This window comes from Hymenobacter metallicola (genome assembly GCF_004745645.1).
GTDB classification, from domain to species: Bacteria; Bacteroidota; Bacteroidia; order Cytophagales; family Hymenobacteraceae; genus Hymenobacter; species Hymenobacter metallicola.
Map to the genome: position 1 here is coordinate 160,901 of NZ_SRMB01000007.1, position 16,431 is coordinate 177,331.

At 56.4% G+C, this 16,431-nt stretch carries 11 protein-coding genes; 5 read left to right on the forward strand and 6 right to left on the reverse strand.

What is annotated here, in order from left to right; genetic code table 11:
- Positions 1–62: 62 nt before the first annotated feature.
- The 6 genes from E5K02_RS24445 to E5K02_RS24470 all read right to left on the reverse strand — a co-directional run bounded on the left by E5K02_RS24445 (position 63) and on the right by E5K02_RS24470 (position 7,904).
- A complete protein-coding gene (locus E5K02_RS24445; RefSeq protein WP_206026013.1) occupies positions 63–308 on the reverse strand; it encodes a CcmD family protein in 246 nt (81 codons plus the stop codon).
- The gene (locus E5K02_RS24450) at positions 289–960 is read right to left on the reverse strand and encodes a cytochrome c biogenesis protein (protein ID WP_135399020.1); all 672 of its coding nucleotides are present in this window, start codon (positions 958–960) and stop codon (positions 289–291) included. The genes E5K02_RS24445 and E5K02_RS24450 overlap by 20 nt, the downstream gene beginning before the upstream one ends.
- Before the next feature lie 106 nt (positions 961–1,066).
- Positions 1,067–1,735: a heme exporter protein CcmB gene (locus E5K02_RS24455; RefSeq protein ID WP_394346429.1), complete on the reverse strand. Its 669-nt coding sequence runs from the start codon at positions 1,733–1,735 to the stop codon at positions 1,067–1,069.
- A gap of 166 nt (positions 1,736–1,901) precedes the next feature.
- Positions 1,902–3,422: a T9SS type A sorting domain-containing protein gene (locus E5K02_RS24460; protein WP_135399022.1), complete on the reverse strand. Its 1,521-nt coding sequence runs from the start codon at positions 3,420–3,422 to the stop codon at positions 1,902–1,904.
- 139 nt (positions 3,423–3,561) lie between these two features.
- Positions 3,562–6,786 (reverse strand): hypothetical protein, encoded by a 3,225-nt coding sequence (locus E5K02_RS24465; RefSeq protein WP_240737438.1) that lies wholly within the window; start codon positions 6,784–6,786, stop codon positions 3,562–3,564.
- A 23-nt stretch (positions 6,787–6,809) separates the two neighbouring features.
- Positions 6,810–7,904 (reverse strand): NAD(P)/FAD-dependent oxidoreductase, encoded by a 1,095-nt coding sequence (locus E5K02_RS24470; RefSeq protein ID WP_135399024.1) that lies wholly within the window; start codon positions 7,902–7,904, stop codon positions 6,810–6,812.
- A 168-nt stretch (positions 7,905–8,072) separates the two neighbouring features.
- Between E5K02_RS24470 and E5K02_RS24475 the strand changes: the two genes are divergently transcribed.
- From E5K02_RS24475 to E5K02_RS24495, 5 genes are all read left to right on the forward strand, one after another.
- A complete protein-coding gene (locus tag E5K02_RS24475) occupies positions 8,073–8,708 on the forward strand; it encodes an MBL fold metallo-hydrolase (protein ID WP_135399026.1) in 636 nt (211 codons plus the stop codon).
- A 21-nt stretch (positions 8,709–8,729) separates the two neighbouring features.
- Positions 8,730–9,416 carry a CDP-alcohol phosphatidyltransferase family protein gene (locus E5K02_RS24480; protein WP_135399027.1) on the forward strand — a complete coding sequence of 229 codons (687 nt, stop codon included), beginning with the start codon at positions 8,730–8,732 and terminating at the stop codon, positions 9,414–9,416.
- Between the two features lie 138 nt (positions 9,417–9,554).
- On the forward strand, positions 9,555–13,532 hold the full coding sequence (porU, locus tag E5K02_RS24485; protein ID WP_135399029.1) for a type IX secretion system sortase PorU: 3,978 nt from the start codon (positions 9,555–9,557) through the stop codon (positions 13,530–13,532).
- 56 nt (positions 13,533–13,588) lie between these two features.
- On the forward strand, positions 13,589–14,785 hold the full coding sequence (gene porV, locus E5K02_RS24490) for a type IX secretion system outer membrane channel protein PorV (protein ID WP_135399031.1): 1,197 nt from the start codon (positions 13,589–13,591) through the stop codon (positions 14,783–14,785).
- Between the two features lie 9 nt (positions 14,786–14,794).
- Positions 14,795–16,072, forward strand: a complete 1,278-nt coding sequence (locus E5K02_RS24495; protein ID WP_135399033.1) for a M16 family metallopeptidase — start codon at positions 14,795–14,797, stop codon at positions 16,070–16,072.
- The last annotated feature ends 359 nt before the right edge of the window (positions 16,073–16,431 follow it).

A 16,431-nucleotide genomic window follows, 5' to 3' on the forward strand; every position in this document is an offset into this window, starting at 1 on the left:
CCGGAATTCATTTATCAATTAATACCCTGCTTAACATCAGGCTACCAAATTGGCTTTTTCTTTTACTGGTCTTTGAGCTCCCGCTCCAGGCGCCCTACTTTACGGTCGAGCGACACGAGGAAAGCCAGCAGACCGGCCAGCACTACCGTAATGACGGCTACCACCACATAGATTTTGCCGTTCTGGCGCAGCGTATCCGCCATTTCGGGCGAGTCGGCGGCCGCCTGGGCGGTGGCGTGGAGCACGGGCAGCAGCAGGGCCGCCAGCAGCAACAAGGCGGCGCGGAGCTTAGGCAAGCTGTTTTTCATATACTTTTTGTTTGAGCAGAGCAATGCGGCTAGCCACCTGGGCCAGCCAGAAAGCCAGCAGGGTCCAGCCAATGACGGCAGGGTAAAAAACCAGACGCATGTTGTCGTCGAGGTCGTACTTGGCAAAGGCCGGGTTGCCGCCCGCACCGGGGTGGAGCGAGTCCGTCAGGCGGGGCAGAATGTAGAACAGCGGCATGGCCGTGGCAAAGGCAAAAATGTTGTAGATGGCCGAAATGCGGGCCCGCTGCTGCTCGTCGGTAAAGGAGGAGCGCAATACCAGATACGCCCCGTAAATCAGCATGGCAATGGCCGCGCCGTTGAGCTTGGGGTCGTTGGTCCACCAAGTGCCCCAGGTATATTTGGCCCAGATGCTGCCCGTGGCCAGCCCCACCACTCCCATCAGAATACCGGTACGGGCCGCTTCGTGGGAGCGAATGTCCAGCTCGGTCGAGGGGTTGCGCAGGTAGCGCACCGAGTAGATAACCGAGGCAATCAGGATGAAGGTCATGCCGAACCACATCGGCACGTGGAAGTACAGGTTGCGGATGGTTTCGTTTAGAATAGCCAGGCGCGGCACCGGCACCAGCAGGCCGGCCACGGCGGTATAGAGCAGCAGCACCGCTGCCAGGGCTTTCCACCAGTTGTTTTTCATGAGCAGCAAGAAGTAAGCGGCGCCAGACGTGCCGGCGCAACGCAGGAGAATAACAGCCGAGCCAGCTGGTTTGTCACATTCCGCTCCGGAAGTTTTGCCTGGTGCATTAGCTCCGCCATAAGAAGGGAAACAACAGGTAAGACACGGCTCCGACAATCAGATTGAGCGCCACCAGCGTCAGTAGGGAACTGCGGCTGGCGTCAAACTCCAGCCCGTCGAGGGCATTCTTCGACACTTTGATGAGCAGCAGCAGCATAGGTACCATCAGCGGAAAGCCCAGTACGGCCATCAGGGTGCTACTATTGGTAGCCTTGGCCGCTATGCCCGATACCAGGGTCAGCGTTGAAGCAAACCCCATGGCGCCCAGCACCACATTGGCCAAAAACAGCGGCATGTTTTGCACCGGGTTGCCGAGCACTACCGCGTAGAGGCCAAAGCCCGCCAGCGCCAGCCCCAGCAGCAGCAGGGCGTTGTAGAGAATTTTGGCCATGATGACGGCCTGGGGCTGTACCAGGGTGTAGTAGTAGAGCAGCCGCCCCCGGCTTTCCTGCAAAAATCCTTTTGCCACGGCATTCACGGCCGTAAACAGCAGGATAATCCAAAACAAGGCATTCCAGGCGGGTACGGGCAGCTCCCCACCGCGCAGGGCAAAACTCAGATAGCATACAAAGACGGTGCTGCCCACGTAGAGCAGCATGCCGCTCAGGGCTGCGCGCTGCCGCCATTCCAAGCGGAAGTCCTTCTGAATCAAATACCAAATCTCGCGGAGGAGCAACACGGTACAGCGGCTGGTGAACGGGGCCGCAAAGATACAACCCAAGCTTGGGATAGGCCTCACCTAAGTTCATTATTCGGGACCGGGCACTCAGTTAGGCCTGCTGCTAGCGCACAAAAAAGCCTTCTACGCGGGGCAGAAGGCTTTTTTGTGGCAGCCTAGGATCTTACTTGGCTACTACAAACTTACCGGTAGCCGTAGCACTTTCCTGGGTCAGGCGGTAGGTATAGAGGCCATTGGGCAAGCTCTGGATAGCGCATACCAGCCGGCCATTTACGGGCTTGCTCTGGTACTTGGCCACTTCCCGGCCCGTCAGGTCCAGTACGCGCAACTCGACCGGGGCCTGGGAGTTGCCCAGCTCGACGGTGAGCGAGGTAGTAGCCGGATTTGGGTACAGGACCGCTTGCAGCACTGGCTGCGCCGGCCGGGCGGCCAATATCATACCGAGAAAGGGTGAGTAAGTCACCGAGCCCAGGGCCGCATTGTCCGGCTTGTGGAAAATATGGGCTTCGATTTCACTCACGCTGAACGCCTCCCAGTTATTGTTTTGGGCAGAGAAGCTCTCGGGCGTATTGTTGTAGAAGTCGTACACCTGGCCCGTATTACCATTACCAGCCAGCACGTTGCGGCCCACATCGGTAGAGTCGGCGCTGCTTAGGTTGCCAAAGCTTATACGCGGCGCTGGGGTGTTGGCCGCCGACCGTTGCATCGTCACGCCGTAGAGGTTGCCCCGCACGATATTGCGCGATACAACGCCGGTCTGGGTTTGGGTACCGTTGAAGTTCAGCCCGCTCCCTCCGGTCAGGGCGTTGGGGTTGATGTTGTTGTCCGTAACGACGTTTTGGGTGATGTAGCTGTTGATATTGCTGCCCACAATGGCAATGCCGTAGCGGTTGCTGCGCACAATATTGCGCCGAATCTGCACCTGGGTCAGGGCACTGGCGCCGAGCAGGTTGGAAACGCTGATACCGCCCGCCATCGGGTAGCGGCCCACCACCAAGTTGCCCTGAATAAGTGTGGGCGTCGCCCCGCCCACGCCCAGGTTGATTTGGGGCCAGTTGCCATTCTCGATACTGTTGGCCACCAGGACGTTGTTGCGGATAATAACTGTCGTAGGTCGGTTAGAAGGGCTCAGGATGCCGGAGCGGGCATTGCCGTAAATGCGGCAGTTGGTAATGCGCGACTCACCGCCCGAAATATTGATGGCCCCGCTGTTGGTAGCCCGGTTGCCAATAGCCGCCACCTGATAGCGCACCACGCAGCTGTCCAGCAGCAGGCTCATATCCACGGTCTTGATGCCGCCACCGTATTCAATCACCGTTTTGCGCAACTCCGAGCCGGTACTGGTACTGGAAAACGAGATGCTGTGAAACGGTGCAGCCGGATTCACCGCCGTAATCTTCACGGAATCCCGGGGGTTGATGAGCAGTACCCCGTCCACGTAGAGCAACGCCAGGGAGGCCATGCGGATAGTGGCGTTGGTGCGAATTTCCAGCGTATCGCGGGCCGACAGCCGGATGGTGTCGTTTATCTGCACTGCCCCGCCCACGCTGGTTACGTAGCTGCCGGCCGCAGCCTGCAGTTGGGTCAGAGTCCAGCGCACCCCGGTGCCGGGCGTGCGGTACTGGGCTGCTGCTTGCAGCCAACTGGCCAGTACCAGGAAGAATACGAGTAAGGTTTTTTGCATAGAAATGCGTAGTAAAACAGTGGTCAATAGCGGGTATGCCCGGGCAGGAAGATAGCGCTAAAACAGCAAGAGAGCCACCGGGCGGCCCCGATGACTCTCGTACGCTGATTCGTATTACTTACGCACCTAGGCCCGGCGACTAGAAGTCGTAGCCCAGCGTAAAGTAGAATTTAGGTCCTTTCTGCACGTAGTCTTCCTGGCCCCAGGCCATGTCGGCCTTGCCATAGAAGCCCAGCAGGGTTGTGCGCATACCGAAACCGTAGCCCACCAGCAGCGGGTTGCGGAAGTTGACGACAGTAGCCGTAAACGAGTTGCCCGCCCCGCCCTTGATCTGAGTGTTAAAGGAGTTGTTCTCGTTGAAAGGGTTGGACCCTGAGTAGGCCGAGCCCGCGTCGCCGAAGGCCGTCAGCTGCAGGTTGCGGAAGAAGCCCGAGTAAATCGGCTTGCGCGACAAGTACTGTACAATGGGCACGCGCAGCTCGGAGTTGAAGAGCACGTAGCGCGGACCGTTCCGTTTGCTATAGTTAAAGCCGCGCAGGTTGGTCACAAACTGTTGGTAGAATACCTGCGTGGGGTCACTCAGCGTCGGCGTTTGCGGAGTCAGGCGGGCATCATCGTAGCGGGCATTCAGCAGCCAGTTGTCCATTCCCCCCAGGCGGAACGTCTGGACGGCGGGGCCAAAGAAGGAGCCGAAGCTGGCCCGGTTGGCCCAGACAATCTGCCGGTGGATTTTCTGGTAGTGCCGCAGATCAACATAGATTTTTCCGAAATCCTGTTTTCCATCTTCTACCCCGTTTAGCTTGAGCAGACCAACCTTCATGCGGGTGCCCTCTCTCATATTCACGCCGGTGGTAATGGAGTTATCAAACACCAGTTCCCCGCTAAACCCAATGTAGTTGCGGCTCAGGTCGTCGTCGGTAGTAAACTGGGTGATGACCGTCCGGCTTACGTTCACGAACCGGGGGCCGCCCCGCACGCTCAGGTTATTGGTAAGCGGATAGGCAATGGTGGGCGACACCTCGTGGCGCCCGAAGCGCATGCGCTGGTTTTCTGAATCGAAGAAGTACGCCTGCTTCTGGTAGCCGATGCTCCAGTCGTAGCGCTTGCGCAAGTTGGTGTACTCAGCCGAGATGTTGCTGGTACGCAGGTCCGTCAGGGCGAAGATGCCCGCCCGGATGCGGTGATCCTCAAACAGGTCCGACATGTTGGCCTGCCCAATCAAGCCCAGGCCCAGCAGCGGATCGGCATAGAGCGACGACACCACGTTGTCGATGCTGAAGCGCTTGTCGTACTTATAGGGCCCCACAACGGCAAAAGCATCGGCCGGCGGAGCCGTGGGCAGCGCGGCTACATCCGTCCGCTTGCGGCGCGGCGCATTGGCCCGGCTGGGCACGTCTTCCTCGAACTGATAGTCGCTGGTATTGATCTGCTCGTCCGTCTTGCGGGGTGCGCCTTCCTGCGCGGGGGCCGCGTCCGGGGTTTCTACAGCCACGGATTTAGCCGGTTGGGTGGCCGCCCGCTGCGGCACGCGCGAACGGTCCTCCAGGGTTTCCTGGCGTGCCGTCTTGGCAAGAACCAGGTTTTCCGGCAGGGCGTACGAAGGATACAGGTAGACAAAGTCGCGGGCCTTGTCGGCAGCAATAAAGCCTAACGCTCCGGTGGCGGGGTTGTAGTCGAAGTTTTCCAGATCGGCCTGGAAGCTGCTGACGGGAACGTGCTGCTTGGTTTTGAACGAGTAGCGGTAGATGCTGCTCACCCCGCTTTCTTCGCCCAGGAAGAAGATTTCGTCGTCGGAAACAGCCCGGGGGCGGCCTTCGTTGGAAATGGTGCTAACCAGGGTTTCTACTGGCTGGGCGCGCCCGTCGAGGTGGTAGAGAAACAGGTCGTAGTTATTCACCACGTTGCCAAAGGAGCCTTTGGCCGTGCCGGCCGAATCCAGCCAGCGGTTCGAGCTGAAGACGATGCCGCTACCATTGGGCAAAAACACGGGCTGCACGTCATCAAATACGTCATTAGTCAGCTTTTCCGGAGTTTTGCTGCCGGCCCGGAGTACGTACAGGTCGTTCTGACCGTTGCGTACCCCGCTAAACACCAACGATTTGCCATCGGGCGAATAGCTCAAATCCAGCACCTGGGAGAAAGGTCTGAAAATGGACGAGGAGTTGCGGCCAAAAACGGCATCCACGAAGCGGAACACGAAGTTGGTCGGGCCGGCATCGGCCGACACCAAGCTTAGGTTCATGTTGCCCTTGGCTTCGCCCGCCACGGCTATCTGGCCGTTGTTGCGCCAGGCCAGTACCGGTAGGCGGGTTTCGACCTGTTGGTCCGGGGTTTTGTAGCCGCCGCGGTAAATGGCATGGCGGCCCGAGCCGTCCTTATTCACCACCATTACCCGGTAGCGGCCCCGTTCGTTGGACACGTAAGCCAGGCGCTGCCCGTTGGGGCTCAGTACCGATTGGGAGTACAGGATTCCCTTGCGGTTGTTGCTGTTCAGCTGCCGGGCTTCTTCGGGCAATACAAAAGCCGTTTGCGGCTGGGCGTTCAGCTGCCGGTAATAGGCCAGCCAGTCCTTCAGGAATACTTTATAAGGAACGTTCAGCGAGCTACTGATGCCCACTTCCACGTCGCGGGTGATGCGCGTCAGGTTCAGAATGTTCTGAATCGTGGTGTAGCCGTAGCGTTCGGCAATGTAGTTCCAGATGCTTTGACCGGCCAGCTCGGGGTTGCGCACGAAGAACTGGGCCGGCTTGTTGGACTCCACCTTCTGCGTCATGTCGCGCATGTAGTCGTCCATGCTCACACTCCAGCCTTCGGAGGCATAGGCCGCCGCCCCCGCCACAAACCAGTCGGGCAGCTGCAGCAGGTAGCTGCTCTGAATTACTTCCTTCAGGCTGCCCCCATACATCATGTCGTTGAGCAGCACCCGGGTAATCTGGTAGCTCAAGTCGCGCTTGAACAGGGTCTGCTGGCCCTGAAAGGCGAGCTGCACCTTGCTCATGCGCAGCAAGGAGGTTTCGCCCCCCGTCTGGTACTTGTCCGTGTCGAGGCCCACGTTGCTCTGCCGCAGGTCGCCCACGGAGTTGTAGAGCATAATAGTGGTTTTGGAGTACGGATAATACCCCACCAGCGAGGTAATGCGCTGCAATTCTTTCTCGGCATACTCCGCCGCGCGCCGGGCCGCTACTTCCCCACCCGCGTAAAAATAGATATTAAAGTTTTGGGTGCTGAGCTGCTGCCAGTTAAAGTCCTTATACTGAATACGGACCCGCCCAAAGGGTTCCTGCGCCGTCTGGGCCTGGGCTGCACCTCCCGCCGACAACACCAAGGCTGCCGATAACGCCATGAGTAAGGATACGTGCTTCATAGAGAAGGCGAAAAGCGGAGAAATCAAGAAGAAAAGCCAGCCTCGGAAAGGCTAGCTAAGTATAACGCAGAATACCGCTCGATATTGACTTCGGGCCATAATTCCGCTGTGCCTTCCAGCACATCGGCAAAATGGGCGGCCAGCCGCGGAGCAATCATTACTCCTTTGGAGCCGAAGCCGTTACATATACTCACAACCGGCAGGGCCGGATGCGTACCGACGAGTGGTTTTCGGTCGAGCACTGCCGGCCGCAGCCCCATGCGCTGGCCCTGAACCACAAACGGCTGATCCGTCATGCCGCTCAGCTTGTGGCTAAGCTCCTGCCGGGCCTGCTCGGTAATAGAATCCGTAAAAGGCGGCCGCCGATACGTGGCGCCCACCCGAAACCGTTGCTGCCCCAGCGGCACCACGTAGGCCCCTTTGTTGAGCACCTGCGCCTCCGACAGGCCGGGGCACTCTACATCGAGCACCTCGCCCTGGTTGGGCCGCAGCGGCAGCCAGTTAAAATACGGATTTTGCGTGGCACTGCTGCCCTCGCAAAAGACCAGGTGCGTGGCGCGCACCTGCTCCCCGTACGCAACGCCACTTGGGCCGACAACAAGGAGGCCTGGGTCAAAAGTTTCGCGCCGCAGCCACCCATTTTGCAGTCCATCCTCGGCTAGGGCCGTTAACAGCTCGCGCAGGGCCACGTAGCCGCCGCGGCGAATGGTAATACCGCCAAACTCCTGCTTCAGACCCGCTTTTGCCGCGGGAGCCAGGTCAATGCTTTCCACAAAATCTCCCCAAGGGTTATCGGCACTACGGGCCAGCAGGGCGTTTTGCTCGGCCACCGACGACAACAGCTTTAGGATGGGAACCTCAAAAAAGAACTGCTGGCCAAAGCGGGCCTCTAGTTCTTGGTAGAAAGCCCCAGCCGCCGTTAGCAGCTCGTCGGCCCGCCAGGTGAGGGCAAAGCGCTGCCCGGCCACGGGGTTCATCAGGCCCGCCGCTACGTTCGAAGCCGAGTCGGGCTTGTAAGCATCCAGTACCAGCACGGCTTTGCCGCGACGACGCAACTCATAAGACAAGGTGGCCCCGGCAATGCCGTGGCCGATAATCAGGTAATCGTAAGCTGTCATGACCGACAAGGTAAGCGGAAAACACTAGGGCCCGGGTAGGCCAGGTAAAACAACGAACCCAGCGCCGCCGGGCCACTGGCTGGCCCAGGCTGTGCATGTTCACGGTAAGACTCGTAACTTACCTCCCCAATCCATCTGGCCCGTGGCCAGCCTTATTCTATAAGCTGCATGACCGTTTCTGGTTTTACGTTTAACGCTTTTTCCGAAAACACCTACCTGCTTCACGATGCCACCGGGCAATGCGTAGTCGTCGACCCGGGCTGCTACGACAAGGCCGAGCAGCAGGCCTTGCGGGCCTTTATCGAAGCGCAGGGCTTGCAGGTAGTGCTACTACTCAACACGCACTGCCATATCGACCATGTTTTCGGCAATAAGTTTATTCAGGACACCTATCAGGTACCGTTCCTAATCCACGAAGCTGACCTGGCCACGCTGCGGGCCGTGCCCACCTACGCCCCGAGCTACGGTTTTGCCCAGTACCACCCCGCCGAGCCTACCGGCTTTCTGACCCCGGGCACCCCTCTTACGTTTGGTGACACCGAGCTGGAAGTGCGTTTCGCCCCCGGCCACGCCCCGGGCCACGTGGTCTTTTACCATGCCCCGACGGAGGTAGTCATCGGGGGCGACGTGCTGTTCCAGGGCAGTATCGGCCGTACCGACCTGCCGGGCGGCGACTACAATACCCTGCTTTCCAGTATCCGCACGCAGCTTCTGACGCTGCCTGACACGGTGACCGTGTACCCCGGCCACGGCCCGGCTACTACCATTGGCGCTGAGCGACAGTCCAATCCGTTTTTGCGCTAAGTTCGTTTGTCTTTTTCCTTCATGAAAAACCACCTTCCCAACGCGGTTACCTGCCTCAATCTGTTTGCGGGCTGCCTGGCGCTGTGTAATATTTTTGCCGGCCACCTCGAAACCGCCGCTTACCTGGTAGGCCTGGCCGCGGCCTTTGATTTTGCGGATGGCCTGTTGGCCCGGGCCCTGCATGCCTCCTCCCCTATCGGCAAAGACCTGGATTCTCTGGCTGATATGGTTTCGTTCGGGGTAGTGCCCGGGGCTATGCTGTTTCACCTGCTCAGCAAGAGCGGCGGCCTACCCGAGTGGCTACCCTACGCGGGTTTTATCGTCACGGTATTCTCTGCGCTACGCCTGGCTAAGTTCAACAATGATACCCGGCAGACGTCCTCCTTTATCGGCCTACCCACCCCAGCTTGTACGCTGGTTGTGGCCTCCCTGCCCCTGATTCTGGCTCACGACACCTTCGGCCTGACTTCTATCATTCTCAACCCTTGGGTCCTGCTGGGTCTTACCGTTCTACTGTCGGGCTTGCTGGTGGCTGAAATACCGCTGTTTGCCCTGAAGTTCAAGAACCTCACTTGGCAGGATAACTCCTTGCGTTTCATCTTCTTACTTCTGGCGCTACCCCTGTTAATTTTGCTGCAGGCAACAGCCATTCCGCTGGTTGTTTTGTTGTATGTACTCTTGTCTGTAATACGCCCGGCCTACGGCTAATATTTTGGATAGCGCCCCCACAATATTTGTCTTTTTGAGCAGTTTAAGTAGCTGATAGTGCTATGAACTGCTTTTGAGACGAGCGTGTTGCAAGCTCATCCCTGATTCTGCCCTACCTGTTGTCCTGGACCGACTTCTATGCGCTATTTTACTTTTCTGGTTGCCTTCTTGTTCACTCTGCTTGGCGTGGTTTCTCCGACCAGGGCGCAGAATGCCGAGCGGGTAGTTCGGGGGCAACTCACGTGGCAGGGATATGCCCAGGCGGCCAATCAAACCGGCCAGCTGCGGAAAGTACCCATCTTTGGAGGGGGCACGTTTCGCCTCGGCGAGCAAAACCCCAACTATCAGGTGCGTATTATGGGCCGGGTCAGTGACGGACAGGTCCGCAATGCAGTATACGCTCCCTTTTCTGCTGCCGACGCCAACCTGTTTGACGCCAGCAAGCTGCCCACCACCGCGGATGTCCGCCTCACAACCGGTATTGAGCGGCGCCAGCCGGTTACCATTGCCCTGATTCAGGCGGTTCGTCGCAATGCTCAGACGGGCCAGGCAGAAAAGCTGCTCTCATTTGAGTACGTATACTCTTTGAGCAACGAGCAAAACCGAACCCAAGCCCGCACCTACGCCAAAGCCTCGGTATTAAGCCAGGGCAAATGGTCGAAAATCGGAGTAGCGACCAGTGGTATTTACAAGCTTGATAAGCAGGCTTTGCAGAAGCTTGGTATCGACATGCAGGGCATCGACCCGCGTCGGCTTAAGATTTATGGCAATGCCATGGGCACCCTGCCCCAGGCCAATAGAAGCTACCGTCCCGACGACTTAGCAGAAAACGCCATTTTCGTGGCCGGTGAAAGCGACAACAGCTTCGACGATGCCGACTACGTTCTTTTTTATGCCCGTGGTCCTCATACCTGGGAGTTTGACCCCAACAGCCCCACGCCCCGCTTTCGGCACACGCTTAATGTGTATGCCGACACTGCTTATTACTTCGTGACGGTAGGCTCCACGCCGGGCATGCGGGTTGGGGCTCCGCGCACGGTAAGCGGCACGCCCTCGGCTACGGTTAGCCAGTTTCTGGACCGGCAATTTCATGAGCGGGAGCTTATCAATCTGGGCAAATCAGGCCGGCAGTGGCTGGGTGAGGGCTTTAGCAATAATACGGCCTCGCGTGAGGTGTCCTTCTCGGTTCCGGATATGGTGCCGGGCGCTACGCTGCAGCTCACCTCGCAGGTAGTAGGAGCCTCCGCTTATGGCACTAACACCCGCTTTCAGCTAGCCCTAAACGGCGCGGCACTGGGCACCGGTCAAACTATTCGGGGCTTCAGCAACTCGCCCGAGTGGTATCCGGAAATTGCCAACTCCGACCTCCAAACCTTTACGTACCCTATTCCGGCCACTCCGGCGGCCGATCTGCGCGTTCGACTGACGTTCAATAGCACCTCCGACCCGGCTGGCCAAGGCTACCTGGACTACCTGGAAATAAACGCACCCCGCCGCCTGCGCCTGAATGGCAACCTGCTGCAGTTTAACTCGCTGCCGGGAGCTCCCGTTAGCGAGTTTTTGCTGGGAGCGAGTTCGGCTACTGCCGTGTGGGATGTTACCAATCCCCGCCGCCCCCGCCCCCTGAGCCTGAACAGTAGCGGCAACTTTGTAGCACTCACCGATAGTGTTCGGGAGTATGTGGCCTTCACTGGCAGCGACTTTCCTACGCCACCGCGCTTATTCGACAAAGTAGGCAACCAAAACCTGCACGCCCGCCTGAACCTGGACGGCATGCTGGATATGGTTATTGTCACTCACCCATTCTTCAAAGCCCAGGCCGACCGGCTAGCCAGCCACCGCCGCAGCCACGACAACCTGAAGGTGGAAGTAGTAACGACTACTGAAGTCTATAATGAGTTCAGCTCGGGCGGACAGGATGTAACGGCTATCCGGGACATGATGAAGATGGTCTACGACCGAAACACCACCGGTAAGCGCAACTACCTGCTCCTGTTCGGCGACGGCTCCTACGACTTTAAATCCGACCAGGCCAACGACACCAACTTTCTACCAGACTGGTGGAAAGAACGTTCCCCACTCAATGCCGACAAGATTGCGCAGAACTTCGTACCCACCTACGAGTCGCGCGAGTCGTTTGCCCTAACCTATCCGCGTGGTTCTTCCTTCCCAGCGGGCAAAGGGGTGACTTTCTGCTCTGATGACTACTTCGGGCTGCTGGATGACGACGAAGGCGAGTGGGACGAGAACAACAGCAACGAGCTCATGGATATTGCCATTGGCCGCCTGCCCATCAGAACACCCCGCGACCAGCCCCGCTCCGATGCGCAAGCCGAATTGGTAGTCAATAAACTGATCCGTTACGATGCCCCGATTAGCTTCGGCAACTGGCGCAACCGCATGACTTTTGTTGCCGACGATGGCAACGGCTCCATTCATATCAGCGACTCGGCCGATCCGCAGGCGGACAGCATTGCGGTATACCATCCTGAGTACAATGTGCACAAGGTGTACCTCGACTTATACCCCCAGCTAATCGCTTCTGGAGGCCAACGGTCGCCTGAATGCAACAAAGCTATTGACGAATCCATTGAGCAGGGCTCGTTGCTGGTACACTACAGTGGCCACGGGGGGCCCAAAGCATGGGCCGACGAGCAGATCCTGACCAAACAGTCGGTTTTGGCTCTGCAAAACGAGAACCGTCTGACCTTCATGGTTACTGGCACCTGTGACTTTGGCACGTACGACAACCCCGAGGAAGATTCCGGCGGTGAGCTGGTCTTGACTGATGTTAAGGGGGGCGCCATCGGCTTGCTGACCACCACCCGCCTAGCTTTCTCCCACCTGAGCTTTGCTTTGTCTAGCAGGTTCTACAGCCACGTTTTCAAGCCTGTGGATGACCAGTTGCCCCGACTCGGAGAATCGGTGATGTTCGCTAAGAATAGCAGCGTATTCGGCAGCGGCAATCGCAACTACGTGCTACTCGGCGACCCAACCACCCGTCTTTCCGCAGCGAAGCAAGTAGCAGCCCTCGACTCTATCAATGGCAAGCTTATTCAAGCTACTTCCAATGACACGCTGAAAGCCCTGTCTAGAGTCAGGCTTTCGGGAGTCGTAAAAGTTAACCAGGCAGTTAATACAAATTTCACGGGGCAGGCCCACGTAACCGTGTATGAAAAGCCAGCAGTGGTTAACACGCTCAAGAATGAGTACGATGATGTTGTCTTACCCGTCACGGTCCAGGAAAACATCATTTATGATGGGCAGGCATCGGTTCGCAATGGCCGTTTTAACCTCAGCTTCGTAGTCCCTAAAGACATCAACTACAGCGTTGGATTGGGCAAGATTCAACTCTACGCGAAGGATTCCATTCATGTAGTTGATGCCAAAGGCTACCGCACCAACTCAGTTGGTGGCGCCGACTCCAAAGCGCCCCTCGATACCATTCCACCGGTCATCAAGCTCTTCATGGACCGCGAATCGTTTGTGTTTGGGGGCTTAACCAATACCACCACGACCCTGCTGGCTCACCTCTCCGATAACAGCGGCATTAATACGGCTGGCTCCGGCATTGGGCACGAGATTACGGCAACGCTCGACAACGACCCGGCAAAACTGACGGTACTCAATGACTTTTACTCAGCCGACGTTGATAACTTTCAGTCGGGAAAAGTTCGGTACCTGTTCAAAGACCTAACGACGGGCCCGCACGTGTTACATCTGAAGGCCTGGGACACTTTTAACAACTCGGCTCAGCAGGAAATTGAGTTTATTGCAGCCAACCAGGAAAAGCTGGCTCTGGACCATGTTCTAAACTACCCTAACCCCTTCTCAACCAAGACAACCTTCCAGTTCGACCACAACCATGGCAATGACGATTTGGATGTGCAGGTACAGATCTTCACCGTTTCGGGGCGCTTAGTTCGTACGTTGCGCACGACCATCGTAGGTAGCAGTCCGCACGTAGGCCGTGAATCAGAAGGTCTAACCTGGAACGGCCGCGACGAGTACGAAGACCAACTAGCCCGTGGTGTGTACGTTTATCGGGTAAGTGTCCGTTGCGCGCTTCATCAAAACAACGCCTCCAAGTTCGAGAAACTGGTTATTCTCAATTAAACTTTCCGCATCCTTCGCCTTTTTTAGTTTCTCTTTCGCTTTTCTTGTTCTCCTTTATGACATTGTTGAAGCTGCCTTTGCGATTCGCACTCCTTCCTGGCTTGGTAGGTCTGTCAGTTGCAGCTCAGGCTCAGAGTTCACCGAATACGATTACCACGGCCGTTCCTATCCTGACTCTGAGTCCGGATGCTCGCTCGGCAGCTCTTGGAGAAGCTGGAGTCGCTATTTCGCCAGATGCCAACACATCGTATCATAACGCCGGTAAACTCGGCTTTGTGAACAACAAATACGGGGTGTCACCTTCTTATTCTCCTTGGCTCCGCAATGTCACCGACGATATGGGCTTAGCCTATCTGTCGGGCTATAGCAAAATTGGTCAGCGCTCCGCAATTTCGGCTTCGCTGATGTACTTCGATTTGGGTAACATTTCGTTCCGTGACAAAGACAACCGGTCACTGGGTGATTTCAACCCCAAGGAATACGCCATCAGCATTGCGTATGGTCAGCGTCTGAGTGAAAACTTTGGTGTGGGCATTGCAGCTCGTTACATCCGGTCCAACCTGACGGGCGAATCGGCTAGCGGCCGTCCGGGTAATGCCGCCGCTGTCGATTTGGGCGCCTACTACACCAAGGACCTCACCATTGGCCCTAGCGATTACAATCTGGCTTTGGGTGCCACCATTACCAATATTGGTAATAAGATGACCTATACCAACGCGCTGCAGGCCGATTTCCTACCGACTACGTTGAAGCTGGGCACGGCTATCACGCGCGAATTAGATGCTTACAACAAGCTCACCTTAACGGTGGATGCTGGCAAACTGCTAGTACCGACTCCTTACTACATGGAAGGAGATACAACCGGATTTGGCAAAGCCATTCAAACCAAAAACGAAGAGATTCGTGCTAAAGGCATCGTTGGCGGGATTGTTGGCTCCTTCAGCGACGCGCCCGGTGGCTTTAGCGAAGAGTTAAAAGAAATCAATATCTCGGCCGGCCTGGAGTATTGGTATAATGACCTGTTGGCTGCCCGCGTAGGCTACTTTTACGAAAACCCCGTCAAAGGAGACCGGCAGTACCTAAGCTTTGGTCTAGGCGTGCGTTACCAGGTTTTTGGCGTCGACGGTACGTACTTAGTACCAAATGAGCGTGCAAACCCGCTGGCCCAAACTATTCGCATATCATTGCACTTCAATTTTAATAAGTCTGAAGAGGCCTTCGGAACCGATGATGGTTCCGCTCCCATCAACTAACTCCTTTCCATGCTCGACCGTCAAGTCGCTCCTCCTGTTCAGCCGCTGGCCAGCGTAACGCTACCAGCGGCTGACGTGTTTTCGCTACCTAATGGTGCGCGGGTGCACGTTATCCATAATGCTACTCAACCCGTCATTCGCCTGCAGCTGGTTTTCCCCGCTGGCAAATGGTATGAGCAAGCCTCCGGAATTTCTCTGCTTACTGCCCGCATGCTGCTGGAAGGCACTACAACTCGTACTGCCCGTCAGATAGCCGATGAAGTGGCTTTTTATGGAGCCTCCCTGGAGTGTGAACAAGGGTTCGACCAAGCAACACTGACTCTGTATTGCCTTTCCCGACACTTAGAAAAGCTCCTGCCTTTAGTAACCGATGTAACTGTGAATCCTACTTTCCCAGGTATAGAGCTAGCACAGCTTAAAGCCCGGACTGTGCAGAACATCCGGGTCGAACGGCAAAAGACCAGCTATTTGGCCTCAGAAAAATTCTCTCAAACTTTGTATGGAGCTAGGTATCCGTATGGACGAATGTTTGATGAAACGGAATTCCAGTCGATAAGCCAGGAGGCAGTTCAAGCTTTTCATCAATCATCCTACCAATTATCTGCCGCCGAAATTTTCTTATGTGGTGATGTAAGTGAAGAGCAGATCCAACTTCTGACGCAGCACCTGGGTCATGTCGTTAGTGAGGTTCCAAATACCCCATATGCAGTAGTAACTGAGGCTGTCTTACCCGAAGCTGCTAAGAACTACACCACAGTAACGGATGCTATGCAGTCTTCGCTACGGATTGGACGGCTTTGGCCCAACCTTAGCCATGCGGATACGCATAAGCTCCAAGTGCTTGTCAAAGTTCTGGGCGGATATTTTGGCTCGCGCCTGATGAGGAATATTCGCGAGGATAAGGGCTTTACTTATGGCATATATGCTAGCGTTGGCTCACGCGGACATGCTAACAATTTTGTAATTGGTACAGATGTTAACGCTGCCTCAACTTCAACTGCTGTCCAAGAAATATATAAGGAACTGACATGTCTCCAGAACACCCCAGTTCCTACTGACGAACTCCAAACAGTCAAGAATTACATGACTGGCAAGTTTGCCAATGAGCTCAGTACTGTATTTGAGCAATGCGACAAATACAAGAATATTATCTTTCTTAACCTCTCACCATCCTATTACTCTGACTTCTTAACCCAAATTAATGAAGTCACCTCAGAGGAGATTCTTCGTCTTGCACAAAGCTACTTATCTCCCGAATCTATGACGGAAGTTATTGCAGGCCCTTAGTTCTGTTTTTGCATAAAAAACCTCGCTTCGAATGAAGCGAGGTTTTTTATGCAAAAACATCTGGTATTAGCTGTATCCGAACTAGTCTGCTTTTGTTCTTCATCATCTCCAAATCGAACACAAAAGAAGCTTTTTCTACGACACCACCCGGGCTGGACTCGTTCACACGGACCCACGTCCGCGTCCGGCCGTCGGGGTGCCCGGGCCGGCAAGCAGGGCAAGGGCCCGGCCGTCGGGGCATCCGGGCGCGGGGGGGCTGGAAACGACGACGCCCCCTCGCAGCACAAGGTCGCGAGGGGGCGTGGTAGAAAAAGGTTGGCGGCGACCGACTCTCCCACCGGTGAAGGTAGTACCATAGG

Coding starts and splice junctions, on each gene's coding strand:
- E5K02_RS24445 (WP_206026013.1), bottom strand. CDS start 308: ATGAAAAACAGCTTGCCTAAGCTCCGCGCCGCCTTGTTGCTGCTGGCG.
- E5K02_RS24450 (WP_135399020.1), bottom strand. CDS start 960: ATGAAAAACAACTGGTGGAAAGCCCTGGCAGCGGTGCTGCTGCTCTAT.
- E5K02_RS24460 (WP_135399022.1), bottom strand. CDS start 3,422: ATGCAAAAAACCTTACTCGTATTCTTCCTGGTACTGGCCAGTTGGCTG.
- E5K02_RS24465 (WP_240737438.1), bottom strand. CDS start 6,786: ATGAAGCACGTATCCTTACTCATGGCGTTATCGGCAGCCTTGGTGTTG.
- E5K02_RS24470 (WP_135399024.1), bottom strand. CDS start 7,904: ATGACAGCTTACGATTACCTGATTATCGGCCACGGCATTGCCGGGGCC.
- E5K02_RS24475 (WP_135399026.1), top strand. CDS start 8,073: ATGACCGTTTCTGGTTTTACGTTTAACGCTTTTTCCGAAAACACCTAC.
- E5K02_RS24480 (WP_135399027.1), top strand. CDS start 8,730: ATGAAAAACCACCTTCCCAACGCGGTTACCTGCCTCAATCTGTTTGCG.
- porU (WP_135399029.1), top strand. CDS start 9,555: ATGCGCTATTTTACTTTTCTGGTTGCCTTCTTGTTCACTCTGCTTGGC.
- porV (WP_135399031.1), top strand. CDS start 13,589: ATGACATTGTTGAAGCTGCCTTTGCGATTCGCACTCCTTCCTGGCTTG.
- E5K02_RS24495 (WP_135399033.1), top strand. CDS start 14,795: ATGCTCGACCGTCAAGTCGCTCCTCCTGTTCAGCCGCTGGCCAGCGTA.